General features: G+C 66.0%; 22 protein-coding genes. 13 read left to right on the forward strand and 9 right to left on the reverse strand.

The genetic code is table 11. The annotated features are described in order from the left end of the window. Window position 1 precedes the first annotated feature (1 nt). From ACE3RX_RS05970 to ACE3RX_RS06025, 12 genes are all read left to right on the forward strand, one after another. A complete protein-coding gene (locus tag ACE3RX_RS05970) occupies window positions 2–3,067 on the forward strand; it encodes a DUF927 domain-containing protein (protein ID WP_374481329.1) in 3,066 nt (1,021 codons plus the stop codon). Between the two features lie 584 nt (window positions 3,068–3,651). Further along, entirely contained in the window at window positions 3,652–4,179 is a 528-nt protein-coding gene (locus tag ACE3RX_RS05975) for a terminase small subunit (protein ID WP_374481331.1), read from the forward strand. Window positions 4,180–5,092: 913 nt separating this feature from the next. Continuing rightward, complete coding sequence (locus tag ACE3RX_RS05980; RefSeq protein WP_374481333.1) at window positions 5,093–5,236, forward strand: hypothetical protein; 144 nt, start codon at window positions 5,093–5,095, stop codon at window positions 5,234–5,236. Then, window positions 5,233–5,424, forward strand: a complete 192-nt coding sequence (locus ACE3RX_RS05985; RefSeq protein WP_374481335.1) for a hypothetical protein — start codon at window positions 5,233–5,235, stop codon at window positions 5,422–5,424. The genes ACE3RX_RS05980 and ACE3RX_RS05985 overlap by 4 nt, the downstream gene beginning before the upstream one ends. A gap of 499 nt (window positions 5,425–5,923) precedes the next feature. After that, window positions 5,924–6,118, forward strand: a complete 195-nt coding sequence (locus ACE3RX_RS05990) for a hypothetical protein (RefSeq protein ID WP_374481337.1) — start codon at window positions 5,924–5,926, stop codon at window positions 6,116–6,118. Further along, window positions 6,105–6,506: a hypothetical protein gene (locus tag ACE3RX_RS05995; protein WP_374481339.1), complete on the forward strand. Its 402-nt coding sequence runs from the start codon at window positions 6,105–6,107 to the stop codon at window positions 6,504–6,506. Before ACE3RX_RS05990 ends, ACE3RX_RS05995 begins: the two co-directional genes overlap by 14 nt. After that, window positions 6,503–6,766 carry a hypothetical protein gene (locus ACE3RX_RS06000; RefSeq protein ID WP_374481341.1) on the forward strand — a complete coding sequence of 88 codons (264 nt, stop codon included), beginning with the start codon at window positions 6,503–6,505 and terminating at the stop codon, window positions 6,764–6,766. Before ACE3RX_RS05995 ends, ACE3RX_RS06000 begins: the two co-directional genes overlap by 4 nt. Then, entirely contained in the window at window positions 6,766–8,355 is a 1,590-nt protein-coding gene (locus ACE3RX_RS06005; RefSeq protein WP_374481343.1) for a YfjI family protein, read from the forward strand. Before ACE3RX_RS06000 ends, ACE3RX_RS06005 begins: the two co-directional genes overlap by 1 nt. Window positions 8,356–8,519: 164 nt before the next feature. Next, window positions 8,520–8,702, forward strand: a complete 183-nt coding sequence (locus ACE3RX_RS06010) for a type II toxin-antitoxin system HicA family toxin (RefSeq protein ID WP_374481345.1) — start codon at window positions 8,520–8,522, stop codon at window positions 8,700–8,702. A gap of 14 nt (window positions 8,703–8,716) precedes the next feature. After that, on the forward strand, window positions 8,717–9,112 hold the full coding sequence (locus ACE3RX_RS06015; RefSeq protein ID WP_374481347.1) for a type II toxin-antitoxin system HicB family antitoxin: 396 nt from the start codon (window positions 8,717–8,719) through the stop codon (window positions 9,110–9,112). 442 nt (window positions 9,113–9,554) lie between these two features. Then, window positions 9,555–10,511: a hypothetical protein gene (locus ACE3RX_RS06020; protein WP_374481349.1), complete on the forward strand. Its 957-nt coding sequence runs from the start codon at window positions 9,555–9,557 to the stop codon at window positions 10,509–10,511. A gap of 283 nt (window positions 10,512–10,794) precedes the next feature. Beyond that, the gene (locus tag ACE3RX_RS06025; RefSeq protein WP_374481351.1) at window positions 10,795–11,355 is read left to right on the forward strand and encodes a recombinase family protein; all 561 of its coding nucleotides are present in this window, start codon (window positions 10,795–10,797) and stop codon (window positions 11,353–11,355) included. Between the two features lie 201 nt (window positions 11,356–11,556). Here ACE3RX_RS06025 and ACE3RX_RS06030 read toward each other — a convergent pair whose 3' ends face one another. Continuing rightward, window positions 11,557–11,865, reverse strand: a complete 309-nt coding sequence (locus tag ACE3RX_RS06030) for a hypothetical protein (protein WP_374481353.1) — start codon at window positions 11,863–11,865, stop codon at window positions 11,557–11,559. A gap of 194 nt (window positions 11,866–12,059) precedes the next feature. Between ACE3RX_RS06030 and ACE3RX_RS06035 the strand changes: the two genes are divergently transcribed. Beyond that, window positions 12,060–12,707 (forward strand): PEP-CTERM sorting domain-containing protein, encoded by a 648-nt coding sequence (locus ACE3RX_RS06035; RefSeq protein WP_374481571.1) that lies wholly within the window; start codon window positions 12,060–12,062, stop codon window positions 12,705–12,707. A gap of 23 nt (window positions 12,708–12,730) precedes the next feature. Here ACE3RX_RS06035 and ACE3RX_RS06040 read toward each other — a convergent pair whose 3' ends face one another. The 8 genes from ACE3RX_RS06040 to xdhC all read right to left on the reverse strand — a co-directional run bounded on the left by ACE3RX_RS06040 (window position 12,731) and on the right by xdhC (window position 23,569). Further along, the gene (locus ACE3RX_RS06040; protein ID WP_374481355.1) at window positions 12,731–14,635 is read right to left on the reverse strand and encodes a radical SAM protein; all 1,905 of its coding nucleotides are present in this window, start codon (window positions 14,633–14,635) and stop codon (window positions 12,731–12,733) included. Between the two features lie 54 nt (window positions 14,636–14,689). Further along, the gene (locus ACE3RX_RS06045) at window positions 14,690–15,901 is read right to left on the reverse strand and encodes an MFS transporter (protein WP_374481357.1); all 1,212 of its coding nucleotides are present in this window, start codon (window positions 15,899–15,901) and stop codon (window positions 14,690–14,692) included. 82 nt (window positions 15,902–15,983) lie between these two features. Further along, complete coding sequence (gene guaD / locus ACE3RX_RS06050) at window positions 15,984–17,327, reverse strand: guanine deaminase (protein ID WP_374481359.1); 1,344 nt, start codon at window positions 17,325–17,327, stop codon at window positions 15,984–15,986. After that, window positions 17,324–18,685, reverse strand: coding sequence for an 8-oxoguanine deaminase (locus ACE3RX_RS06055; RefSeq protein ID WP_374481361.1), 1,362 nt, complete (start codon window positions 18,683–18,685; stop codon window positions 17,324–17,326). Before ACE3RX_RS06055 ends, guaD begins: the two co-directional genes overlap by 4 nt. Window positions 18,686–18,873: 188 nt before the next feature. Beyond that, window positions 18,874–19,794: an ABC transporter permease gene (locus tag ACE3RX_RS06060; RefSeq protein ID WP_374481363.1), complete on the reverse strand. Its 921-nt coding sequence runs from the start codon at window positions 19,792–19,794 to the stop codon at window positions 18,874–18,876. A gap of 136 nt (window positions 19,795–19,930) precedes the next feature. Next, on the reverse strand, window positions 19,931–21,001 hold the full coding sequence (locus ACE3RX_RS06065; protein WP_374481365.1) for an ABC transporter permease: 1,071 nt from the start codon (window positions 20,999–21,001) through the stop codon (window positions 19,931–19,933). Further along, window positions 20,988–22,556: an ABC transporter ATP-binding protein gene (locus tag ACE3RX_RS06070; RefSeq protein WP_374481368.1), complete on the reverse strand. Its 1,569-nt coding sequence runs from the start codon at window positions 22,554–22,556 to the stop codon at window positions 20,988–20,990. Before ACE3RX_RS06070 ends, ACE3RX_RS06065 begins: the two co-directional genes overlap by 14 nt. Then, window positions 22,553–23,569 carry a xanthine dehydrogenase accessory protein XdhC gene (gene xdhC / locus ACE3RX_RS06075; RefSeq protein ID WP_374481370.1) on the reverse strand — a complete coding sequence of 339 codons (1,017 nt, stop codon included), beginning with the start codon at window positions 23,567–23,569 and terminating at the stop codon, window positions 22,553–22,555. Before xdhC ends, ACE3RX_RS06070 begins: the two co-directional genes overlap by 4 nt. Window positions 23,570–23,600 lie beyond the last annotated feature (31 nt).

Below are 23,600 nucleotides of genomic sequence, written 5' to 3' on the forward strand. Positions count from 1 at the left end.
CATGTTCGAAGTCATTGCGCAGTTCCGTACTGCCGTGGCTGCTCGCGGCCTCCTTTTGCCGGACCGCATCGATGCAGACGGCAAGCTGCATCGGTGTGAGCTGTCCGGAGGCCCGAAGGGCAAGAAGGACGGGGCCTATCTGCTGCACCTGGATGGTATCCCGGCCGGTGGCTTCCAGAACTTCAAGGATGGCCTTGAGTGGGAAAACTGGCGGGCCGACATCGGCCGCCAGCTCACGCCCGAAGAAGAGGCCGCCCACCGCACCCGCATGGAAGCCCAGCGGCCCGAACGGGAAGCCGAAGCCAAGGCCAAGCGCGACAAGGCCCGCCGGAAGGCAAACGGGATCTGGAACAGTGCCAAGCCGGCCCCGGACGATCACCCTTACCTGCTCCGCAAGCGGGTTTCGGCCTTTGGCCTTCGGGTGTCCTCCTGGCCCAAGTGGGACGATCACCTTAAGGATTGGCGCCGCATCCCGGGCGTATTGCTGGTCCCCATGCGTAGCCCTTCCGGCACCCTGCACAGCCTTCAAGCGATCTACACCGACAAGGTGGACGGACGCGATAAGGACTTTCTGCCCCACGGCGAGAAGGCCGGCAAGTTCCACCTGATCGGCGAGCTTGCCGAAGGCGTGCCGCTGTGCCTGGCGGAAGGCTACGCGACGGCCGCCAGCATCCACCAGGCGAGCGGCTGGCCGGTAGTGGTGGCCTTCGACGCGGGGAGCCTCGAAGCTGCGGCCCGCGCCATCCATGAGGCCCACCCGGGCACCCACTTCATTGTGTGCGCCGATGACGATGCTTTCGGCGAGTGCTTCGCCTGCAAGGCCCCTGTACGCGTGGCCGATGGCGAGCTTTGCCCGGCCTGCGGGCAGCCCCACAAGCGCCGCAACGCGGGCCTGATCCGGGCGCGGGAAGCAGCCCGGGCGGTGGGGGGTGTGATCGCCTCGCCCGAGTGGGCCGACCCCGCCGGGCGATGGCAGGGCTACCAGGACACCCGCAAGGCCCCCACCGACTTCAACGACCTGGCCAACAGCGCCCACGACGGTGAAGGCCTGGCCGCGGTGCGCCGCATCCTCGAAGCCGGCCGCGCATTGCTGGACGGCACGCATGGCGATGAAACGCCCCCGGATGCACCAGCCCCCACCCCCGAAGCCGAAGCCCCCGCCAGCGGCCCGGAATCAGCCCCCGCTGCGCCTCCTGCTCCGCCTTCGGATGAACCAGAGAAGCCCGCCAAGCGCACCCGCTCGAAGGCGAAGCCCAAAGGGCCGGGCATGCCGGCGCCGGCACAGGGCGGCGAGGTGTTCGAGCTGCGCGACGGCAACGAAGGCCGGGGCGTCTATCGCCTCAAGGTTGAGCGCCGCGGCGAAGGCTGGGAAACCGTTGAACAGTTCGTGTGCGCCCCGCTCGAGATCACACACCAGGTGCGCGACGCCCGCGGCGACAACTGGCAACGCCTGGCCACCTTCCACGACCACGACGGCCGGCGCCGCCGAGTTCTGGTGCCCGATGACATGCTCGAAGGCGATGGCGCCGCCCTGGCCAAGCTACTACGGGCACAGGGCCTGTTCATCGGCAACAACAAAGGCGGACTGCTGAAGATGTACGTGAACGGCTCCCGCCCGCCGGCCCGCGCCCGCGTGACGCCCCGCATTGGCTGGCACGATGACGTGACCGCGCCGGGCCGCTGGTCCTTCGTGCTGGGGGGAGATGCCGACCCGCTCGCCCCCGCTGGAGCGGAGCTGTGGCTGCACCAGGCACACGGCAGCGGACACGCGCAGTTCAAGCCGGCCGGCACGCTCGACGACTGGCGGGCCAACGTGGCCGCCCTGGCGGTGGGCAATAGCCGGCTGGCGTTCGCCCTTTCGGCGGCCTTCGCCGGGGGGCTGTGTTGGCTTCACCCGAACGTGCCTGGCGGCTTCCATTGGGCCGGAGGTTCAAGCTCTGGAAAATCCACCTTGCTTGAGTCGGCGGCGAGCTTGTGCGGCCCTGCTGCGTATGTAAAGACATGGCTGCTCACTGCGACGGCAATTGAAGGCGTTGCCGCCGGGCACTGTGACGCGCCCCTCCTGCTGGATGAACTCAAGCAGGCCGGCAACCCGCGAGCTGTTGGCGAAGCTGCATACATGCTCAGTAGCGGGCAGGGCAAGGGCCGCGGGCAGGCCGCCGGGGGGCTGCGGGACACTGCGTCCTTCTCGCTCATGTTTCAGTCAACCGGAGAAATCGGCCTGACGCAGTTCCTCGAAGAAAACCAGGAACGTGCCTACGCGGGGCAGGAGGTGCGCTTCTGCGAGCTGCCCGCCGATGCCGGCGCCGGCTTTGGCTGCTGGGACGTGCTGCACGGCCTGCCCGATGGGGCCAGCGTTTCCGAGGCCCTGAAACGCAATGCGGCCAAGCACTACGGCACGGCTTACCCCGAGTTCATCCGCCGCGTGATCCAAGAGCGGGAAGCGATGCCGGCTCAGTTCGAACAGCTCCGCCGAGCCTTCGAGGAACGCGCCCTAACCGACAAGGCCGGCGGGCAGGCGATCCGGGCGGCGACGCGCTTTGCTGCGGTGGCCTATGCGGGCGAGAAGGCTACCGAATGGGGCCTGACCGGCTGGCCGCAGGGCGAGGCGATTAAGGCCGCTTTCCGCATGTTCCGGGACTGGCTGCACGCCTTCGGCGGTGAGGCGAACCGGGAGCCGCGGAAGATGGTGGAGCAGGTACAGGCATGGATTCAAGCCCATGCCGGCGCTCGCCTGGAGGATTGGCGACGGCCTTCCGTGGTCGATAGTCACGCCCCGCGGACGATGAACCGGGCGGGCTGGAAGCGCCCTACGGCCGAGAGTGCGGCGCTGCACGAGAAGGATCACGTGTTCGAATACCTGATCTATCCGACGGTTTTCAAGCAAGAGCTATGCACCGGCTTTGACCCGGCCCAGGTGGTCAAGGAACTGCTCAAGGTCGATCTGCTGGAACGGGGTGACGGCAAGAACATTCCCATCAAGGTGCGAGAGCCTGGGGCTGGAGGAACCAGCCGCCTGTATTGCATAAAGCCGGCCATTTTGGGGTGGGGTGCCGAGCATGATTGACTGGTCTGCACTGGTAGCCGATTCAGCCCGAAAGCGGCCCGACGATGAGGCAAAAGCATCCTGTTCCGATCCGATGTGTCGGAACAATCCTCCAAACTCAAAAGACGTCGGAACACCCGAAACCCGCGCCGTTGCTGGGTTCTGCGGATCTGTTCCGACTGTGGCGGCCGTTCCGATCAATTTTGAAGGGGCTAGGGTTCAAGAGTACGAAAATAGAAATCCATCGGCATATATGGAACCGGTTGGGGATGGGGTTGAAGGGCAATCTGCGCCGTATGCAAGAGTCCGCGAACCGGCGTGTCAAACCTGTGCGCACTTCTACCGCCCAGGACTATCCGACGGCTTCTGTGGTGAGCGCCAGGATCTGCCCTTCGCCTTCACGTCTGGACATCCGCTTCGACGGTTGCCATCTGATGGAGGATGCGGTTGCCGGGTTTGGCAACTGCATCCGTCCTTCTAGCCATGGGGCTATCGGGTCATTGCAGAGGTCGCGGGTCCTTCCTGAAGGGTTACCGCAAGGGGAATGCGAACCTCGCCAGTTTCCTATTCACGAGCTTTTCAAAGGGGGGTATATGCTAGTCAAGATGAATAAGCAGGTCACGCAGGATGCGTTTGCTGGTCTCGTGGGTGTGTCACAGAAGACGGTGAGCTTGCTCCTGTCTCGCGGTGTCCTCACCCCACGTGCGACCTGCAGCGTGTGGTTACGCGAATACTGTGAGCATTTGCGGGCTGCTGCTGAAGAACGCGCCGCAGAGGGTGGCGCCAACCTTGTTGCTGAGCGGGCGCGACTCGCCAAGGAACAGGCGGACCGTCTTGCCATGCAGAACGCGATCAGCAGGCGCGAGCTGGCGCCTAGACCTCTGCTCGAAAGCATCCTCGTCAAATCGGGGCGTCGAGCTGCCTCGATCTTGAACACGATCCCTGGCCAGGTGCAGAAGCGGCTTCCGATGCTCACCTCTGTCGATGTCGAAGCCATCGCCCGTGAAGTGGCCAAGGCCAGCCATATTGTGTCGTCAATGACCCTTGCCGACGTGGATGGCGATGCAAACGAAGACGAAGCCGATGATGCGTTTTGCGATGAAAACGCAGACGTTGAAGGGCCGAAGGACTGAAAACCGGACGGAACAGTCGGAACCGTCGGAACAGCGTCAGCAAACCCAGTAACAGCGCGGGTTCCGACGGATAGTAGTTGTTCCTACTCTCAGTTCACTAAGTAGGAACAATCGGAACATTTCTACCGTTCAGACCGTCGCCCTGCGCAGGCTGGCGCGGAACTCTCCCCACCCGGCTTTCGCGGGAAATGCAGGCGTCTGCACCCAACCCGAACGCAGTCGCTGTTGCTGCGCTCCCACACGTGGGGGTCGGGGGCTCCGCGTTGTCGAGGGGCACGGTACAACATCCAGCAAGGGCAGGGCTTGTTTCTGAGCTTGGCTGTGGCAATCCGTTGGAACAAAGCCGAAGCTGCAGATGCCGGCAGCCGCACTGAGGGTTTGTATCGGACAGCTTTGGCTGAGCACTTGGAGAGCCGCGCTTCCTCCGGTGAGTCCTTGGTCTACACACCCGAATTGTGGGCACTCTGGGCACAGGTGTTTGAAGACGATGCCAGGATGCTGGTGAAGACTAGCCGGACGGATGTTCCTGAAGAGACGCGGGAGATTATCCGCAACGCTCTCAAGTAAGGGGGAGCCTTCGGCTCTAGGCGAGTAGCGTGATGTGCGAACGGGTGATTCATTCGTTCCGTTCAAGCTACCGCTTGACGCGTCCACGATGCCGGGTTGATACTCTCCACCGTCACCTAAACAGTGGTGACCGGGTTTAGCAGCCTGAATAAAGTAGGCGGACTCAAGCCGCCATGCGGCTTTTTTTGCGTCCGTAACACCCTTGGTGCGCCCTGATCAATGGCGGGCCGGGTGGGGAGCCCTCACGGGCTGCCGGTGCCTACTTTCCGGTCTGCTAACCCCGCTTCGGCCCGCCCCCCGTTTAGCAGCGGGGTGCGGATTTAGTCCGCAAAGTAGGAGTAGCACCATGGCAACCCTCGTCTTGGCGTGCAGACGTCTGCACGCGCCTGCATCACCCATCCACACCCTGCACCTGTACCGTGCCCTGCGTTGTTTCGCCGGCCCGGCCCTGGCTTTCCGCCTGACCTTTGCCAGGCGGGCCGGAGCATGAGCCCCCGCACCTTCAAGGCATTGCCCTCGACGCTGCCGCGCCGCACGGGCCTTGCCCCGCTGTTCAGCTACCTGACGGCCGCCGCCCCGGCCATGCCGGCACCGGTATCCCGCCGCGTGGCCGACATCGCCGCCCTCGATAACCTACCGCGGCGTCTCTGCCCGTTCGTGAAGGGGGATCGGTCATGAGCACCCCCGTGAACACACCCAACCAAGAGCTGATCGTTCGTCTCGATCCCGAGTATGGCTATTGCGTGTACGAGGGCACCCGTGCCCAGTTGGAAGCGGAAGGACTGATTCCCGAGGGCATGCAGTGGCCCAAGGGCTATACGAAGCGCCACTGGAGCTCTGGGGTGTTCAATTTTTCCCTTTCCCGCAAGAGAGCGCCAGGATCAAAAGGCCACCAGCGAGAAGGAGATTGGTGGAGTTTGAGGTGGGGACACCGCAATCCTTTCCATTTCGGCACAGTTCGAATTCAGCTTCGGATGAAGGAGCTGGAGAGAATGACTCGGCTATACAGCCCGGAAGGCGATATCGAGTGGCGGCGTGAATGCTCCCGCTATAGGGACGCCTGCCAGGATCAGGGATTCCAGGCCTTCAAGTCTCTGGTGCCTGGGTTGGTACAGCCGCCGCGGGGTCGTCGGAAGGCAGCTGCCGCGCGAAGCGTAACGCATGAGCGGGGGCAATCATGACCGCCCAACGCTTCGACGCCGCCCACCTCGCCCACGTGATCGCCTTCCTGGAAGCGCAGGCCGCCGACAGCCGGCGGCAGGCCTGCAAGGAAACCGGCCAGGGGCAAACCTTCTACCAGGGGCGCGTCAGCGCCTTCGAGCTGGCCTTGTCCGTACTGCGGAGGGATGGCGATGACCATGCCGCACACTGACCCTCGCACCGCCTGGCGCTGCTCTCCAGGCCGGCGCCTGCCAGCCTACGCCCGCGACTTAGCCGACGCCCGTGCACGGGACCTGGTTCCCACTCAGCGCCAGGTGGTGGTCTTCCTCGACCGCTGGCCGGCCGGGCCGGTCACGGGCCTGGGGCCGGCGATCTGCTGCCCGCCGGACTTTCATCCGTCCCGCCTCGATTGGCGTTACCTAGCGGCCCTGTCGGTGCTGGTGGTGCCCACGCAACCCCCCAATCAACAGCGCCTTCGTCACCTGTTGGCAGAGTTGGTTGCTGTTCAACCAAAACGCCTGATTCTGCTTCGACCGGGCGGCACGCCGGCTGCGGAGTTCATTGTGAGTGTCGCCAATGGTGTGGAGATTCAGTCATGAAAACCAAATCAAAGCTCGTCCTGGCCCATTCGGCAAAGACTTCGTATCAATCTGTTCTCGATGCAGAGAGCGTGGCTTCACTGCTGTCTGAGTTGGCGTTGAACGGGGATATCGTTGGCGTTGCGTTGGCTGTCATTACGGAGAGTGGCGAAATCGAGCTGGCATGCGCAGGCAAGTTTCGGCGCGATCTTCATGCGGCCCATTATGGCGTATCGAAACTTGCTGACGTTCTTCTCTACCCGGAGGATGGGGGGTTGTGATGACGATTGCTCGACCTTACGAGCCGGCCCGCCTTGAAGAACGGGCGGCCCTGGCACCGGCGCTGGGCGATCCCCGCACCTGGCCGGCAGCCTCCTGGCCCGATCCCTTGCCGCTGCCGGAAGGCCTCGCACCAGTCGCCCCGTTCGACTACGCGCTGTTGCCGGATCGGCTGCGGCCGTGGGTGCAGGACGTGGCCGACCGCATGCAGTGCCCGCCGGACTTTGTCGCCGTGCCGATGGTGGCCGCTGCCGGCAATCTGATCGGCCGGCGCTGCGCCATCCGGCCCCAGGCACGCAGCGACTGGCAGGAGTTTCCCAACCTGTGGGGCTGCATCGTCGGGCGCCCAGGCATGATGAAAAGCCCGGCAATGATGGCGGCCCTGGCCCCCATCGTGCGCCTCGAAGCCCGTGCGCTGGAGGCATGGACACAAGCCCAAGGGCAATGGCGGGCCGAAGCCGAGATCGCCAAGGCTCGGGCCGAAGCCCGAAAGTCGGAAGCAACCCGGGCACTCCGCAAGGACCCCAACGCCCTGGTGGACGTGGCCAACTTCCTCACACCCGATGCGGACGAAGCCCCGATCCTGCGCCGCTACACGGTGGCCAGTGCGACCGTGGAAGCCCTGGCCGAGAAGCTCATCGAGAACCCGCGTGGCCTGCTGGTGGTCCGCGATGAGCTGCCCGGCTGGCTTGCTGGCCTGGACCGGGAAGACGCCGCTGAGCTGCGCGCCTTCCTCATGACGGGCTGGAACGGCAAAGACGGTTGGACCTTCGACCGCATCGGCCGCGGCCATCGGCGCGTGCCGGCGGTGTGCCTGGGCGTGATCGGCGGTGCCCAGCCCGGCCCCCTCGGGGAGTACCTGCGCGCCACACTACGCGGCGGGGCATCGGACGACGGTATGCTGGCCCGCTTCGGCCTGCTGGTGTGGCCAGAGACCGGCGGTACCTGGAAGAACGTAGACCGCTACCCGGACGGCCCTGCCAAGGACATGGCCTTCGCCGTGTTTGACGAGCTGGACGCCCTCGATGCCTTGGCCCGCGGGGCTGAGCAGGAAGGCGAGGACGGCCCGCCCTTCCTGCGCTTCGATCCCGAAGCCCTGGAAGCCTTCACCGATTGGCGTACCGGCTTCGAAGCCGGCTTGCGCTCGGGCGAGTTGTACCCAGCCCTGGAGTCCCACCTGGCCAAGTACCGCAAGCTGGTCCCGGCCCTGGCCCTGACCTTCCACCTCGGGGACGGGCACAGCGGCCCGATCGGCCTTGCCTCGACGCTACGGGCACTGCACTGGGCCGTGTATCTGGAGACGCACGCCCGGCGGTGCTATGGGGTCGCCCAGGGTAGCGAGGCGGACACGGCCCGGCGGATTTTGGAGCGGATCAGGAAGGGGGATCTGGCGCGGGAGGGGTTCGGTAGCCGCGACGTGTGGCGGCCGGGTTGGTCGGGGCTGGCCGATCAGAAGCGCGTGGCCGAGGGCCTTGGGTTGCTGGTGGAACTGGGGCACCTGGAGGAGTGGCAGGAGCCTTCACGTACCAAGCCGCGGCAACTGTACGTGGTCAATCCCAAGTCGGTGCCGCTCGTGCCTGCACGGCACTGAGGCTGAATTTTGTCCATGTGCGCTAGAAACCGAACTGCCAAAACTGTCTTTTCTCAATTTGGCAGTTTTGACAGTGACCATCCGGGGAGCTTTCGCCATTTTTCTTCATGGTGGGGCTGTTGTCTTACTGTCGGCATGTCCGGTGCGTGTGTATGCTACACACCATGAACAGTGCCGATGTGATTCGAATGCTCAAGGCCGATGGCTGGGAAGAGGTCGCCGTTCGTGGCAGCCATCACCAGTTCAAGCACCCATCCAAGCCCGGCCGCGTCACCGTGCCGCACCCGAAGAAAGACCTGCCGCCCGGCACGCTGCATTCCATCCTGAAGCAAGCCGGCCTGAAGTAATGGAGATCCTGACCATGCGCTACCCGATTGCAATCGAACCCGGTGACGATACCCACGCCTGGGGGGTAGTCGTGCCCGATCTGCCCGGCTGCTTCTCTGCTGGCGATACCCTCGATGAGGCCATCGAGCACGCCCGCGAAGCCATCGAGCTGCACATCGATGGGCTGCTGGACGATGGCGAAGCTGTCCCGCCGGCCCGGCCCATCGGTGCGCACCAAAGGAGGCCGGAGTTCGCCGGCTGGATCTGGGCGCTGATTGAAATCGATCCGGCCATGCTCGATGACCAGATCGAACGGGTGAACATCACCCTGCCACGACGGGTGCTCTCCCGTCTTGACCGGGCCGCCAAGGCGGCGGGGGAAACCCGCTCCGGCTACATCGCCCGCTTGGCAATCGGCGGGCACCTGTAAGCGTTCAGTTCATAACCAGCGCCGGGCTTGTCCCGGCGTTGTGCTGTCTGCAGTGCCCCGTGCACACCATGCACGGGTCGATACCCTGCCAGCCTGCCGAGAGGTGGTCGCGCACTTGCATGGGGTGCAAGGTCATGTAGGCCCATGTCCCGCATCTTGGCGATGGGCGGTACTGGGATCGAACCAGTGCTGCGTTATGAAGAAACGCTCCCGTCGCTCGGACGGCGATGTTTGGGTACATCGATAACCCGGATGGGGGGCGATTCCCCCGGTGCCTGGCTTACGGGTTCGATTCCCGTTCCGGGCACCCGTGACACCTGGAATCACAATCCAGTGCTCTCTCACTAAGTTCAAAAATGACAGGAGGAACCAGCCAGCACAGTAATTATTTTCTGCAGAAAGCTCATTTGAATACTGATTTCGCATTTCTCAAAATGGGTGTATGTTACCGGCCATCGTCTTTGATATGGAGTCAATGGTGTCTGCTGTGGAAGAGCCTCTGTCCGAATTGATGCGTCAGTTCCCCTTGCACGACGTTATTGTCATGAGCAGGTCGATTGAGAGAGCCCTACACGCCGATCTTTCGAGAGCCCTGGAAGAAAAAAGAAAGCACGATAGGTGCATCGTTTTTCTTACAACGTACGGCGGAGACCCCGATGCAGGCTACCGGATCGCCAGGTGCTTGCGGCATCACTACAAACACGTCCGTTTGATGATCCCAAGCTTTTGTAAGAGCGCGGGGACACTGATCACCATTTGCGCAAACGAGGTCGTGATTGGGGACCGTGGTGAGTTGGGTCCACTAGATGTCCAAGTAATGAAATCGTCGGAACTGGCGGAGCGTAGTTCAGGGCTGGACATCATTCAAGCGCTACAAGCTGGGCTTGATCATGTCCAGCAGGCGTTTCGACAGAGCTTGATGGACATAAGGAGCGGCGGACGGCTATCCACAAAGCTAGCCGGGGAGTTCGCATCAAAGATAGCGGTGGGTGTGGCTGCGCCACTGTATGCACAGATCGACCCTAACCGCCTTGGGGAAATGCAGCGTGCCATGAGGATTGCTCATGAGTATGGGCAGCGTCTCGATAAATACTCACATAACTTGAAGCCTGGCGCTCTTGATCGATTGGTTGCTGAGTATCCGTCTCACAGCTTCGTCATTGACCGTAAGGAGGCAACAGAACTTTTTGTACGGGTGCTGCATCCTACTCAAGCTGAGGTAGATTTTTGCCGTACAATTTGGACAGTGGTCGAAACCGAGTCAGGTTTAGGGCCGTTGATCTTTACTGATGATCCATCAAGCAAGGGAGAACTCGATGGAACTGAATCTGAGGAAGGCCTTGGAGAAGGCGGCGAAACCGCCACAAGTGCCGATGGACACACAGATGCTCCAGCGTAAACAAATGGAGAAAGCTGCTGAATTCTCCAAGATGTTCTGGTCGCACCAGCAAACGGCGAAGGTTGCAGTGAAGTAACATTTCTGTGCCTCGAATCTCAAGAGCCCCTGTCACAAGCAGGGGCTCTTGCTTTGTGCAACAGAACTCCGTCACTTGTAGCTCAAAAGGCTTACCTTTTGAGCCATAGCGAAACAGCCCCGAGACAGATAGCTCAAATACGTTGTTTTCTATTTTGAGCCAGTCTATTATGTGAGCTATAGATTTTGAGCCACATAGAGGCCTGCCATGTCCGCCATCGTTGCCTATACCCGCGTCTCCACCGACGACCAGACCTGCGAGAACCAGCGGCGCACCATCGCTGAACGCTACAAGGTGGATAAGTGGTTCACCGACGATGGCGTGTCGGGTGCGGTGGCCGCGACTCAGCGGGCGGGTTTGTCGGCGCTCCTCACGTACGTGCGGGATGGTGATGTAGTCGTGGTCGCGGCAATCGATCGCCTCGGCCGTAACACCTTGGATGTGCTGAATACCGTCGAGGCGTTGAAGGAGACGGGCGCGGCCGTCATTTCGATGCGTGAGGGTTTTGAACTGGCCACGCCTACCGGGAAGCTCATGTTGACCATGTTGGCTGCCGTGGCGGAACTGGAGCGAGAGAACTTGAAGGCTCGCCAGCTCGCCGGGTTGGAGCGGGCGAGGGCGGAAGGCAAGCACCTGGGGCGCAAGAAAACGGTGAATGATGCCGAGGTGGTCGCGTGGCGTGCCGAGAACTCGGCCAGTATCAAGACAACCGCGGAGCACTTCGATATTTCGGTGGCCAGCGTCAAGCGAGCATGTGCCAAAAGGTAGTGCGGAATGCTGGGGGTATTTATGGGGGTATTGATTCGGTGTTGTGCCTTGGAAGCAGCTAAATTACTGGATGTTCGAGTCTCGCCCAAGCACCAATAGCTGTTCCGCAGTATTCCGAATCAGGCCGGCAAGCCCAGAGAAATCAAGGGTTCCGGCCTTTTTTGCGTCCACGCGCGCCGGCTGGCCGGCGCGCTTCTTCGATTATTTTTCCAGGCTTTCCAGAAAGCGTTGCCGCGCGGCTTCCAGTTCGGCGCGGCCGAAGTCGTCCGTCAGGCGCAGGCAGGTGCCGTAGAAGGCGTCAAAAGCCTGGCGCACGGTGTCGGCGTCCACGCTGCGGCTGACGGCGGGCGCAGCGGGAGGCGGCACACCATCGACCGGCTTCAGCACCGCGTAGCGCGGGATCATGCGCTGGCCACCGCTCTCGGCGCTGGCGGTCATCGGGCCGGTCTTGGTGTAGATCTTCCCTTCGAATTCGAAGCGGGCGCCGATCGGGAGATTGGACAGTTTCATGGGCGGGACGGCGGCAAAAGCCGTGATTGTAGACCGTTGGCACGGTGGGGCGCCGATGGCGGCCGAGTGGATGATTTCTCTGTCATTAAGGTTATTTCGCACCTTCTCCGGGAAATTCGAATGGAATAATCCGGGCTGTCTCCGATGTCGCCCGATGTTCCCCGTAACCCTTCGAAAAGGAAAAGCCCTTGAACATGTCCAGAATGTCCCTGCGCCGCCGTGCCGCGGCCCGGCTTGCCGCCGCGGCCCTCGCGCTCGGCGCGGCGAGTGCGTCGTCGCAGGCCGAAGTGGTCAAGATCGATGCCGGTCAGAGTTCGGTGACCTACACGTCCAACTTGCCGCCGATTTGCGACCCGTCCGGTAACTGCGCGCTGCCGCCGGCTCCGCAGACCTTTGCGCTGTCGGGGAGTTTCGATGTGAAGAGGGAGACGATTTCGGTCCCTGTCTGGTTCGATCCGACATCATTCTTCGATCTCAGCTTGATCCGTTTTGAATCCCTGGCTATCGATACCGGCGGTGCCTCTGCATTCGGGTTCGTATTCCCTGCACTGACCGGTATCGTGACGGGGGACAGCTTCACGGCGAATGATCACCCGTGCTTCCTGCCGATCGGTGGCTGCATGGGTATGGGGATGGTGACTCAAAGCTACGCTGGCGTCTTCGATGGCCATACGCTGACGATGACCGGGGCGTATTCCCCACCAAACTTCTTCACTACCTTCACCTACAAGGTCGTGGCGAGCACGACGGTCCCGGAGCCGGGGACGCTGGCTTGCACGGCGATCGCGTTGGCGGGGCTGGGGCTGGTTCGGCGCCGCCGCAGTGGGGCAGGAATGAATTAGGGCGTGTCGCCCGCCCCGATGGGTCAGTAACCCAGCGCCCGGTCGATGAAGTGCTTGGGCACCCGCGGCCGGGGTACCTTGCTGTCGAACCAGCTGCGTACGTCCTGGTCCAGCCCGATGCCGTGCATGTAGTTGTAGAGGGCCTTGTTCAGCGCGACGCCGAGGGCGTCGTGGTCCACGCCGGTGGGGTCGATGAAGCCGACGTCGTTCTTGGCGAAACTGATCGGCGGCAAGGGCTTGAGCTTGACGCCGTACTCGGCGGGGTTCTGGCCCACCGGCGAGTGCACGGTGCACACGAAGCGGTGGAAGAAGCCGGACTGGATGCAGCCGGCGTCGAACAGCTGGCGTACGTATTCCAGCGCATCCACGGTGTCCTGCACGGTCTGCGTGGGGAAGCCGTACATCAGGTAGGCGTGCACCAGGATGCCGGCGTCGCTGAAGCCCTTGGTGACGCGGGCCACCTGGTCCACCGAGACGCCCTTCTTCATCAGTTTGAGGAGGCGGTCGGAGGCCACTTCCAGGCCACCGGAGATGGCGATGCAGCCACTGTCGGCGAGCTGCTGGCATAGCTCCGGGGTGAAGGACTTCTCGAAGCGGATGTTGCCCCACCAGGAAATCGAGCGCTGGCGGCGCGCCAGTTCCTCGGCGAGGGCCTTCAGCATCTTCGGTGGGGCGGCCTCGTCCACGAAATGGAAGCCGGTCTGGCCGGTCTCGGCAACTACCGCTTCGATGCGGTCTACCAGGATCTCGGCGCTGGCGGCGTCGTAGCGGCCGATGTAGTCGAGGCTCACGTCGCAGAAGCTGCACTTCTTCCAGTAGCAGCCGTGGGCCACGGTGAGCTTGTTCCAGCGTCCGTCCGACCACAGGCGGTGCATCGGGTTGAGCATGTCGAGGATGGACAGGTAGCCGTCCAGCGGCAGGCCGTCCCAGGTCGGCGTGCCGACTTCGGCGAAGGGGATGTCCGCCTCGGCCAGGTTGATGTAGCGCACCTGGCCGTCCTCGCGCAGGTAGGTGCGCACCAGGCGCGATGCGCCGCGCTTGCCGTCCAGGTGTTCGAGCAGGGCCAGCAGCGGGCGCTCGCCGTCATCCAGCGTGAGGTAGTCGAAGTAGTCGAAGACGCGCGGCTCGGTCAGCTCGCGCAGCTCGGTGTTCACGAAGCCGCCGCCGAGTACGGTGACGATCTGCGGGTGGGCGGCCTTGATGGTCTGGGCGATGCGGAAGGCCGCATAGACCGAGCCTGGAAAGGGCACCGACAGCAGCACGACGCGCGGCTGGTGGCGGGCCACGGTGTCCAGCGTAAGCTGCTTGAGGGTCTCGTCCACCAGTGTCGGCGGGGCGGCGAGGGCCTTGGCCAGCGGTTCGAAGCTCGGCTGGGCCATGGCCAGGGATTCGGCGTAGCGCACGAACTCGAAGCGCGGGTCGCCGGCTTCGCGCAGCACGTCAGCCAGGTCGTTGAGGTACAGCGTCGCCAGGTGGCGGGCCTTGTCCTGCACGCCCAGCGCGCCGAAGGCCCAGGCCAGGGGATCGCCGCCGTCCGGGTCGTAATACACGTCGAGGGACGCGAAGCGCGGCCCTTCGGGCAGGAAGGCGCGGCTGGCGATGCGGTGGGCGAGGGTCGGGTCACGGCCCTGCAGGAAGCCGAGCGCCGGGCCGACGGTGGCGCGGTAGCGTTCGAAGGCGCCGTCGAAGGTGTGCAGCGTCGCCGAGCGCTTCTTGTCCGGCAGCGCGCGGACCTTGTCGCGCAGCGCGTCGAGGCCGGCGGCGGAGAACAGCTCCAGCACCAGCTTGAGGGCCAGGTCGTCCTGTACCGCGTCCACGCCGCGGCTGCGCAGGAAGCCGGTCAGGTAGGCGGTGGACGGGTAGGGCGTATTGAGCTGCGTCATCGGCGGGATGAGCGACAGCACGCGGGGGCCGGGGCTTGCGGTCATGGCGGCGGCCGGGCGGGGGCCCGGAAGGTGGTGCGATCGAGGCCCGGAATGATATCAGTCCGTCGCCCCGGGGCAGGTGCTGCGGCGTCGGTAGATGAGGCCGGCGGCCACCGTCAGCAGGCCGCAGGCGACCAGCGTCGGGCGCACGCCGAAGGCGTGGGCCAGGCTGCCGACGCTGAAGCTGCCGAGCGGGGCGATGCCGAGGAAGGCCATCGTGAACAAGGCCATCACGCGGCCGCGGAAATCGTTGTCCACCTGGGTCTGGATCAGCGTGTTGCTGCCGGCGACGGTGAGGATGATCACCAGCCCGAGGACGACCAGCACCGGCATCGCCATCCAGATGCCGGGAGACAGCGCGAACAGGGCTACCGCAGCGCCGGTCGCCGGAGCTGCAACGCCGACCAAGCGGGCCAGCCCGTCGGTGCCTTGGCGACCGGCCAGGTAAAGGCTGCCGAGCAGGGAGCCGCCGCCAGCGCAGCCGACCAGCAGGCCGAACAGGCGCGCGTCGCCGCCGAAGATCTCCTTGGCGAACAGCGGCATCAGCACCACATAGGGTGCGGCCAGGAAGCTGGTGGTGGCGACGATCAGCAGGGATGAGCGGATGCCGGGATGCCCGGCCGCGTAGCTGAGGCCCTCGCGCAGGGCCTGCAGCGGTGGCGCCGAGGGTCGCCGCTTGCCGTCGGCGGGCAGGCGAATCGCCAGCAGGGCCAGCAGCACCGCCAGGTAGGACGCGGCATTGAGCAGGAAGCACACCGCCTCGCCGACCAGCGCGACGACGAAGCCGGCCAGCGTCGGGCCGACGAAACGGGCCACGTTCATCAGGAAGGAGTTCAGCGCGATCGCGTTGGGCAAGTCGTCCCGGTTGTCCACCAGATGCACCGCGATGGCCTGGCGGGTCGGCACGTCCAGCGCGTTGATGCAGCCGAGGCCGAAGGCCAGTGCAATCAGGTGGCTGGTGGTCGCCTCACCGCGCCAGGCCAGCGCCGCCAGCAGCAGCGCCTGCACCATCGACAGGGCTTGGGTGGTGATGAGCAGGCGGCGCTTGTCGAAGCGATCGGTGATCACGCCGCCGATGGCGCCGAAGATCAGGATCGGGATCTGGCTGGCGAAGCCCACCGTGCCGAGCACGAGGGCCGAACCGGACAGACGGTAGGCCAGCCACACCATGGCAATCTGCTGCATCCAGGTGCCCGCCAGGGAAATCAGCTGGCCGGCGAAATAGATGCGGTAATTGCGGGACTCGAGGGCGCGGAGGAAGGCGGGCATGGGCGGGCTGGGAAGTCGGAGGGCCGCGGGGGGCCTGCCATTCTACCTGCTGCCCGATGCGGGGCGAGGCTCCGGGGCGGACTCAGGCGCGGCGGGTGAAGGCCGCTTCGCCGAGCACGTGGGTGGCCACCACGCAGCGTTCGTCGCCGAGGATCATCAGCGCGAACAGGCGCTCGTCCAGCGTGCGGGTGTTGTCCATGCGCCACGCGAGTTCCGGTGTGGCAGTCCAGTCGAGGACGACGAAATCCGCCTCGCGGCCGGGCTGGAAGCTGCCGATGTGTTCGTCCAGGTAGAGGGCGCGGGCGCCGCCGAGGGTGGCGAGGTACCAGCCGCGCATGCCGGACAGTGGCGTGGCGTGGATTTGGCTGGCCTCGTAAGCCTGGCCCAGCGTGCGGATCAGGCTGAAGCCGGTGCCGCCGCCCACGTCGGTGGCAAGGCCGACGCGCAGGCCCGCCGCGGCGCTGGCAGCGTAGTCGAAGGCACCGCTGCCGAGGAAGAAGTTGGACGTCGGGCAGAAGGCCGCGGCAGCGCCGGCGGCGGCCATCTCGCGGCGTTCGGCCGGCGACAGGTGGATGCAGTGGCCGTAGATGCTGCGCGGGCCGATCAGGCCGTAATGGGCGTAGACGTCCAGGTAGCTGCTGCGCTCGGGGAAGAGTTCGCGCACCCAGGCGATCTCGGCCGGATTCTCGGCCAGGTGGGTCTGCAGGTGCAGGTCGGGTTGCGAGCCGAAGAGTTCGCCGACGGACTGCAACTGTTCTGGCGTGGAGGTCGGTGCGAAGCGTGGCGTGAGGGTATAGCGCAGGCGTTCGCGGCCATGCCAGCGTTCGATCAGGGCCTGGCTGTCGGCGCGGCCGGAGACCGCGTTGTCGCGCAGGTCGTTCGGGCAGTTGCGGTCCATCAGCACCTTGCCGCACAGCATGCGCAGCTTGCGCGCCGCGGCGGCCTCGAAGAAGGCGTCCACCGAATGGGCATGCACCGTGGCGAACACCGACGCGGTGGTGGTGCCGTGGGCGAGCAGGCGCTCCACGACGAACTCGGCCGTGCGTTCTGCCACGCTGTAGGTCGCGAAGCGGGCTTCGGCGGGGAAGGTGTAGTCGTTGAGCCAGTCCAGCAGCTGGCGGCCGAAGGAGCCGATCACCCCCGCCTGCGGGTAGTGGATGTGGGTGTCCACCAGGCCCGGCAGCACCAGGCGGTCCCGGTGGTCGTGGAAGACCGCGGCGCGGCGCACGTCGGGCGGCATGTTGGCGTTGATCGCCGACCACGGCCCGGCGGCATGGATGCGGCCGTCCACGATCCACAGCGCGCCGTCGTCGAAGAACTCCCAGGCGCTCGGGTCGTCGCCGGGGCCGGGGTCGGCCAGGTAGTGCAGGATCTGGCCGCGCACGAGCACGTGCGCCTGGGCGGGGGTGGGCTGGTGCTGCGTCACAAGGCCTCCGCGAGTTGTCGGGCTAGGCGGTTATGGTGGGCGAGTATGCTGGACAGGTCTACCGTCTGCAGCTTGCCGTCCTCGACGACCCATTTCCCGTTGATGAGGCTCAGGTCCACCGCGTCCGGTGCGCAGAACACCAGCGCCGCCACCGGGTCGTGCACGGCGCCGCCGGCGAGGTTAAGGCTGTCGCTGCGGAAGGCGATCAGGTCGGCGCTCATGCCGGGTGCCAGCGCGCCGATGTCGTCGCGGCCGAGCACCTTCGCACCGCCGAGGGTAGCCAGCTCCAGCGCCTGGCGGGCGTTCATCGCGGCCGGGCCGTGGCCGACCCGCGCCAGTAGCATGGCCTGGCGGGCCTCGCCGAGCAGATCGGCGCCGTCATTGGAGGCCGAGCCGTCCACCCCCAGCCCGACCGCCACGCCGGCCGTCCGCATGGCAGGGATCGGTGCGATGCCCGAGGCCAGGCGCATGTTGGAGCACGGGCAGTGGGCCACGCCGGTGCCAGTGCGGGCGAACAGTGCGATGCCGGCCGCGTCGAGCTTCACGCAGTGGGCGTGCCACACGTCGTGGCCGACCCAGCCCAGGCTCTCAGCGTACTCGGCCGGCGTCATGCCGAAGCGCTCGCGGCTGTAGGCCACATCGTTGTCGTTCTCGGCCAGGTGGGTGTGCATCGACACCCCGTAGCTGCGCGCCAGTGCGGCAGATTCGCGCATCAGGTCGGTGCTCACCGAGAACGGCGAGCACGGCGCCACCGCGATCCGCAGCATCGCGTGGCGGGCCGGGTCGTGCCAGGTCTCGATGAGGCGGCGGCTGTCGGCGAGGATTGCCGCCTCGTCCTCCACCAGCGCGTCCGGCGGCAACCCGCCCTTGGAACGGCCGACGCTCATGCTGCCGCGGCAGGCATGGAAGCGCATGCCGATCTGGCTCGCCGCCTCGATGCTGTCGTCCAGCCGGCTGCCGTTGGGATAGAGGTAGAGGTGGTCCGACGAGGTGGTGCAGCCGGACAGGATCAGTTCGGCCATCGCGGTGAGGGTGGACACCCGGATCATCTCCGGCGTCAGCCCGGCCCACATCGGATAGAGCGTCTGCAGCCAGCCGAACAGCTCCGCGTCCTGCGCGCCAGGCACCGCACGGGTGAGGCTCTGGTACATGTGATGGTGGGTATTCACCAGCCCGGGCAGCACGATACGGCCCGAGAGGTCGCGCACCTCATCGGCGTGGGCGGGCAGTTCGGTGGTGGGGCCGACGGCTTCGATCACGCCGTCGCGGATGAACACCGCGCCGTCGGGGATCTCGCGGCGGGTGGCATCCATCGTGATGAGGGTGTCGGCGTGGCGGAGGAGGAGGGTTTTGCTCATTGTCTTGTCGTGCTGTCGGGATTTTGGGAGCCCTTATCAATGGCTTTCCATTGATCTGCTTTACGTTGGCCTGGGCGAGACCCGGCTAATCCAAGCCGATAGAAAGGAATGCCGTTTGGTAAAGGGCGAAAGCTCAACCCGCGCAGGGCGAATGAATTCGCCCCCACGGCCCCTAGCAGCCACAGACCTTACGGCATCCACGGCTTCCCCAGCGAAGCCGGCAGGTTCAGCTGCAGCAGCCGCTTGTCCCGCGATATCAGCACCAGCACTACGACCGTCGCCAGGTAGGGCAGCGCGGCCAGGAACTGCACCGGCAGGGCGATGCCGAGGCCCTGGGCGTGGAATTGCAGGATCGTCACGCCGCCGAACAGCCAGGCGCCGAGGAGCAGGCGGGTCGGGTTCCAGGTGGCGAAGACCACCAGCGCGATGGCGATCCAGCCGCGGCCAGCGACCATGTTCTGCACCCACAGCGGCGTGTAGACCGTGGACAGGTAGGCGCCGGCGATGCCGGCCATCGCGCCGCCGAACAGCGTGGCGCCGTAGCGGATGGCGATGACCGGGTAGCCGATCGCGTGGGCGGCGTCAGGGGCTTCGCCGACGGCCTTCAGCACGAGGCCGAGGCGGGTTTTCCGGAGCACCCACCAGACGATGGCGAAGGTGATGAGGCCCAGGTAGGTGACCGGGTCCTGGTGGAACAGGATGCGGCCGATCACCGGGATATCCACCAGGCCGGGGATGTCCAGCGGCTGCAGGCCGGGCAGGCTGAAGCTCACGTAGTGCTGGCCGATGAAGGCCGACAGGCCGACGCCGAAGATGGTCAGCGCGAGGCCGCAGGCAGCCTGATTGGCGGCCATCGACAGGGACAGCACGGCGAACACCAGCGCCGCGAGCATGCCGGCGACGGCCCCGGCGGGCAGCCCGGCCAGCGCGCCGCCGCCGGAATCCGCCGCGGCAGCGAAGCCGGCGATGGCGCCGATCAGCATCATGCCTTCGACACCCAGGTTGATGACGCCGGTGCGCTCCGCCACCAGCTCGCCGAGGCCAGCGAAGATCAGCGGCGTGGCCGCGCCGAGCGTGCCGGCGAGGACGGGGATCAGGTGTTCGAGCATGCGGGACCTCTCTTGCGGGGCGCTTTCGGTTTGGAGGGGGACGAATCCGGTAGGGGCGAATTCATTCGCCTGCAGCCGATGATCGAAGTCCGCGGGCGGATGAATTCGCCCCCACGGTGCTCACCACGCCGGCTCCTCATGCGTAGGCCGGCTTGGGGCGGGGCTTGAGGCGGTAATCGACGAACACGTCGGCGCCGAGCAGGAAGAACAGCAACATGCCCTGGAACAGGCCGGTGATCGCTGCCGGCAGCTGCAGCGCGACCTGGGCCGCCTCGCCGCCGAGGTAGAGCAGGGCCATCAGCAGCCCGGCCAGCACGATGCCCACCGCGTTGAGACGCCCCAGGTAGGCCACAATGATCGCGGCGAAGCCATAGCCCGGCGAGATGTTGAGGTTGAGCTGGCCGACCGGTCCGGCCACTTCGCCGACCCCGGCGATGCCGGCGGTGAGGCCGGACAGCACCAGGCTGACCCACACCGTGCGCTGGGCCGAGAAGCCGGCGTAGCGCGCCGCCGCCGGGGCCAGGCCGCCGACGGTGAGCTGGTAGGCCAGGAAGCTGCGCGACGTGAAGATCCAGAAGGCGATGGATGCGACGGCGGCGATCAGGATCGACGCATTGACGCGCATGCCCTCGAACCACGGGCTGAACAGGGCCGGGTCGCCGAACATGATGGACTGCGGGAAGTTCATCCCCTCCGGATCGCGCCAGGGGCCGTTCACCATGTACGACAGCGTGAAGCTGGCGATGTAGGTGAGCATCAGCGTGGTGAGGGTTTCTTCCGCGTTGAAGCGGGTCTTCAGCAGGGCCGGGACGGCACCCCACAGCGCGCCGCCGATGGCGCCGGCCACCACCATCAGCGGCAGCACCCACCAGGCATCCACGCCATCGAGGGCGATCGCCACGCCGCCGCCGGCCAGCGCGCCGACGATCAGCTGGCCTTCCGCGCCGATGTTGTAGATGCGCGCCCGAAAACCGATCGCCAGGCCCTGGGCGATGAGGATCAGCGGGCCGGCCTTGACCATCAGTTCGCTCCAGCCGTTGCCCGACGACAGGGGCTGGACGAAGAACACCGTGAAGGCCTCGACGGGATTCTTGCCGAGGGCCAGGAACAGCAGCGAGCCGACCGCCAGGGTCAGGCCGATGGCGATCAGCGGCGACAGCAGGCGCATCCGCGCCGATGGCGTGGGGCGGGGTTCAAGCAGCGGCATGGGCGGGTTCCTTGTCGGCGGGGGCGAACAGGCCGGACATCTGCATGCCGATCTTCTCGGCGTTGGTCTCGGCCTTCGGCACGGCGGGGCCGAGGCGGCCCTCGGCCAGCACGGCGATGCGGTCGCAGATCTCGAACAGCTCTTCCAGCTCTTCGGAGATCACCAGGATCGCCACGCCCTGGCGGGACAGGTCGATCAGGGTCTGGCGCAGGAAGGCGGCGGCGCCGACGTCCACGCCCCAGGTGGGTTGGGCGACGACCATCGCGATGGGCTGCTGCATGATCTCGCGGCCGACGATGAACTTCTGCAGGTTGCCGCCGGACAGGCTGCGCGCCGCCGCACCGGGGCCGCCGCAGCGTACGTCGAAGCGTTCGATGCAGCGCTTGGCGAAGTCCCAGGCAGCCTTCGGGCGCAGGAAGCCCTTCTTGACCAGGCCCTGGCGCTGGGCGGTGAGGGTTGCGTTGTCGGCCAGCGACATGGACGGCACCGCGCCGCGGCCGAGGCGTTCTTCCGGTACGAAAGCCAGCCCGTGCTTGCGGCGGCGGCCGGCGTCCAGGTGGCCGACCGGCAGGCCGACCAGCTTGACGGCCTCTGGCGTACCGGTGGTCTCGCCGGACAGGGCGGCCAGCAACTCGGCCTGGCCGTTGCCGGAAATGCCGGCGATGCCGAGGATCTCGCCGCGGTGCACCTCCAGCTCGATGTCCTGCAGGCGGGTGCCGAAGGGATCGTCGGGCACCAGGGACAGCTTGTTCACCGTCAGCGCCGGGGTAGCGATGCCGGTGTAGGCGGGCACCTCGCACACCGGCAGCTCGCGGCCGATCATCATGCGCGCCAGGCTGGCCGGGGTTTCCCGCGACGGGGTGGCGGTGCCGGTGACCTTGCCGCCGCGCATGACCGTGGCGCTGTGGCACAGGCTCTGGATCTCGTGCAGCTTGTGGCTGATGTAGAGGATGCTGACGCCCTCGGCGGCCAGCCGGCGCAGGGTCTCGAAGAGCTTCTGCACGGCCTGCGGGGTGAGTACCGAGGTGGGCTCGTCGAGGATCAGCAGCTGGGGCTGCTGCAGCAGGCAGCGCACGATCTCGACGCGCTGGCGTTCGCCCACCGACAGGCTGTGCACCAGGCGGTCCGGGTCCAATGGCAGGCCGTAGCGGGTCGAGACCTCCTTCACGCGGATGGCCAGCGCCTTGAGGTCGAAGGGTTCGTCGAGGGCCAGCGCGATGTTCTCGACGACGCTCAGCGTCTCGAACAGGGAGAAGTGCTGGAACACCATGCCGATGCCCAGCCGGCGCGCCTCGGCGGGGTTGGCGACGACCACCTCGCGGCCGTTCCACTGGATCTGGCCGGCGTCGGCCTGCACTGCACCGTAAATGATCTTCATCAGCGTGCTCTTGCCGGCGCCGTTCTCGCCGAGCACCGCGTGGATCTCGCCGGGGCCGACCTTGAGGTTGATGCCGTCGTTGGCGACGACGCTCGGGTAGCGCTTGGTGATGCCTGAGAGTTCCAGGCGCGGGATGCCGGCCGGCGGCCCGCTGAAGGGGGGCGGAGGTGTGCTCACGGGCGGGCTCCTGACAGCAGGAAGGGCGTAATGCGCAAGGGGCGGGATGCCTCGGCGACGGCCTGGCGGGCTTCGCGTACCTGCAGCAGCTGGGCCGCCACCGAGGCAGCGATGACGGCGGGCGCCTTGCCGCGGATGCCGGGGACGCCGATCGGGCAGGTCATGTCGAGCAGGCGGGCCGGGTCGATGCCGCGGGCGATCAGGCGGTGCTCGAAGCGGGCGCGCTTGGAGGCCGAGCCGATCAGGCCGAAGAAGGCGAAATCGTGGCGGGCCAGGATCGCCTCGCACAGCTCGAAGTCGAGGCCGTGGTCGTGGGTCAGCACCAGGAAGTAGGCGCCGGGCGGGGCGGCGCGTACTTCGGCGGTGGGTGTGTCGGTGCCGATGGCGTCGGTGCCGGCCGGCAGCTCGGCGGGGAAGATGGAATCCCGGTTGTCCACCCAGCTGATGCGGGCACCCAGCGGTGCCAGCGCGCGGGCGATGGCCTCGCCGACGTGGCCGGCGCCGAACAGCACCACCGGGAAGTTGATTGCGCGGACCTGCTGCTCGAACTGCCAGTGGCCGCCGTCGGACCAGAAGTGGGCCGGATCGCGCTTGCCGCGCTCGTCTGTGCTCAGCGACCACAGGGAGCCTTCGTCGCCGGACAGCAGGCGGCGCTGCAGGGTCTGGCCGGCGGTGACGGCGGCGGCGCGGGTCTGCCAGCTGGCGGCTTCGCGGGCCTCGATGCGCTCCAGCGCCAGCCACACCACGCCGCCGCAGCACTGGCCGAGGGAGGCGCCGAGGGCGCAGCGCATCACGTGGGGCTGGCCGCCCTTGGCCAGCAGGTCGCGGGCGGCGGCGGTGGCCAGCCATTCCAGGTGGCCGCCGCCGATGGTGTCGGCTGTGGCGTTGCGCCCGATCAGCATCGTGGCGCCGGCTTCCCGCGGCGTCGAGCCATCGGCCCGCACCACGGTGACGAGGACCACCGGCTGGCCGGCCGCCAGCCAGTCGGCAAGGGTGGGGAGCCAGTCGTTCATGGGGACATCTCCGGTCGGGTGGCAGCTTGGG

Source organism: Zoogloea sp., from assembly GCF_041914405.1.
GTDB lineage: Bacteria > Pseudomonadota > Gammaproteobacteria > Burkholderiales > Rhodocyclaceae > Zoogloea.

What these genes read in the sequence shown, in the direction of transcription:
- ACE3RX_RS05995 (WP_374481339.1), top strand. Translation starts at nt 6,105, where the DNA reads ATGCCGCACACTGACCCTCGCACCGCCTGGCGCTGCTCTCCAGGCCGG.
- ACE3RX_RS06040 (WP_374481355.1), bottom strand. Translation starts at nt 14,635, where the DNA reads ATGACCGCAAGCCCCGGCCCCCGCGTGCTGTCGCTCATCCCGCCGATG.
- ACE3RX_RS06045 (WP_374481357.1), bottom strand. Translation starts at nt 15,901, where the DNA reads ATGCCCGCCTTCCTCCGCGCCCTCGAGTCCCGCAATTACCGCATCTAT.
- ACE3RX_RS05990 (WP_374481337.1), top strand. Translation starts at nt 5,924, where the DNA reads ATGACCGCCCAACGCTTCGACGCCGCCCACCTCGCCCACGTGATCGCC.
- ACE3RX_RS06015 (WP_374481347.1), top strand. Translation starts at nt 8,717, where the DNA reads ATGCGCTACCCGATTGCAATCGAACCCGGTGACGATACCCACGCCTGG.
- ACE3RX_RS05970 (WP_374481329.1), top strand. Translation starts at nt 2, where the DNA reads ATGTTCGAAGTCATTGCGCAGTTCCGTACTGCCGTGGCTGCTCGCGGC.
- ACE3RX_RS06005 (WP_374481343.1), top strand. Translation starts at nt 6,766, where the DNA reads ATGACGATTGCTCGACCTTACGAGCCGGCCCGCCTTGAAGAACGGGCG.
- ACE3RX_RS06035 (WP_374481571.1), top strand. Translation starts at nt 12,060, where the DNA reads ATGTCCAGAATGTCCCTGCGCCGCCGTGCCGCGGCCCGGCTTGCCGCC.
- ACE3RX_RS06030 (WP_374481353.1), bottom strand. Translation starts at nt 11,865, where the DNA reads ATGAAACTGTCCAATCTCCCGATCGGCGCCCGCTTCGAATTCGAAGGG.
- ACE3RX_RS06020 (WP_374481349.1), top strand. Translation starts at nt 9,555, where the DNA reads ATGTTACCGGCCATCGTCTTTGATATGGAGTCAATGGTGTCTGCTGTG.
- ACE3RX_RS06025 (WP_374481351.1), top strand. Translation starts at nt 10,795, where the DNA reads ATGTCCGCCATCGTTGCCTATACCCGCGTCTCCACCGACGACCAGACC.
- xdhC (WP_374481370.1), bottom strand. Translation starts at nt 23,569, where the DNA reads ATGAACGACTGGCTCCCCACCCTTGCCGACTGGCTGGCGGCCGGCCAG.
- ACE3RX_RS06055 (WP_374481361.1), bottom strand. Translation starts at nt 18,685, where the DNA reads ATGAGCAAAACCCTCCTCCTCCGCCACGCCGACACCCTCATCACGATG.
- ACE3RX_RS05975 (WP_374481331.1), top strand. Translation starts at nt 3,652, where the DNA reads ATGAATAAGCAGGTCACGCAGGATGCGTTTGCTGGTCTCGTGGGTGTG.
- ACE3RX_RS06060 (WP_374481363.1), bottom strand. Translation starts at nt 19,794, where the DNA reads ATGCTCGAACACCTGATCCCCGTCCTCGCCGGCACGCTCGGCGCGGCC.
- ACE3RX_RS05985 (WP_374481335.1), top strand. Translation starts at nt 5,233, where the DNA reads ATGAGCCCCCGCACCTTCAAGGCATTGCCCTCGACGCTGCCGCGCCGC.
- ACE3RX_RS06000 (WP_374481341.1), top strand. Translation starts at nt 6,503, where the DNA reads ATGAAAACCAAATCAAAGCTCGTCCTGGCCCATTCGGCAAAGACTTCG.
- ACE3RX_RS05980 (WP_374481333.1), top strand. Translation starts at nt 5,093, where the DNA reads ATGGCAACCCTCGTCTTGGCGTGCAGACGTCTGCACGCGCCTGCATCA.
- ACE3RX_RS06065 (WP_374481365.1), bottom strand. Translation starts at nt 21,001, where the DNA reads ATGCCGCTGCTTGAACCCCGCCCCACGCCATCGGCGCGGATGCGCCTG.
- ACE3RX_RS06010 (WP_374481345.1), top strand. Translation starts at nt 8,520, where the DNA reads ATGAACAGTGCCGATGTGATTCGAATGCTCAAGGCCGATGGCTGGGAA.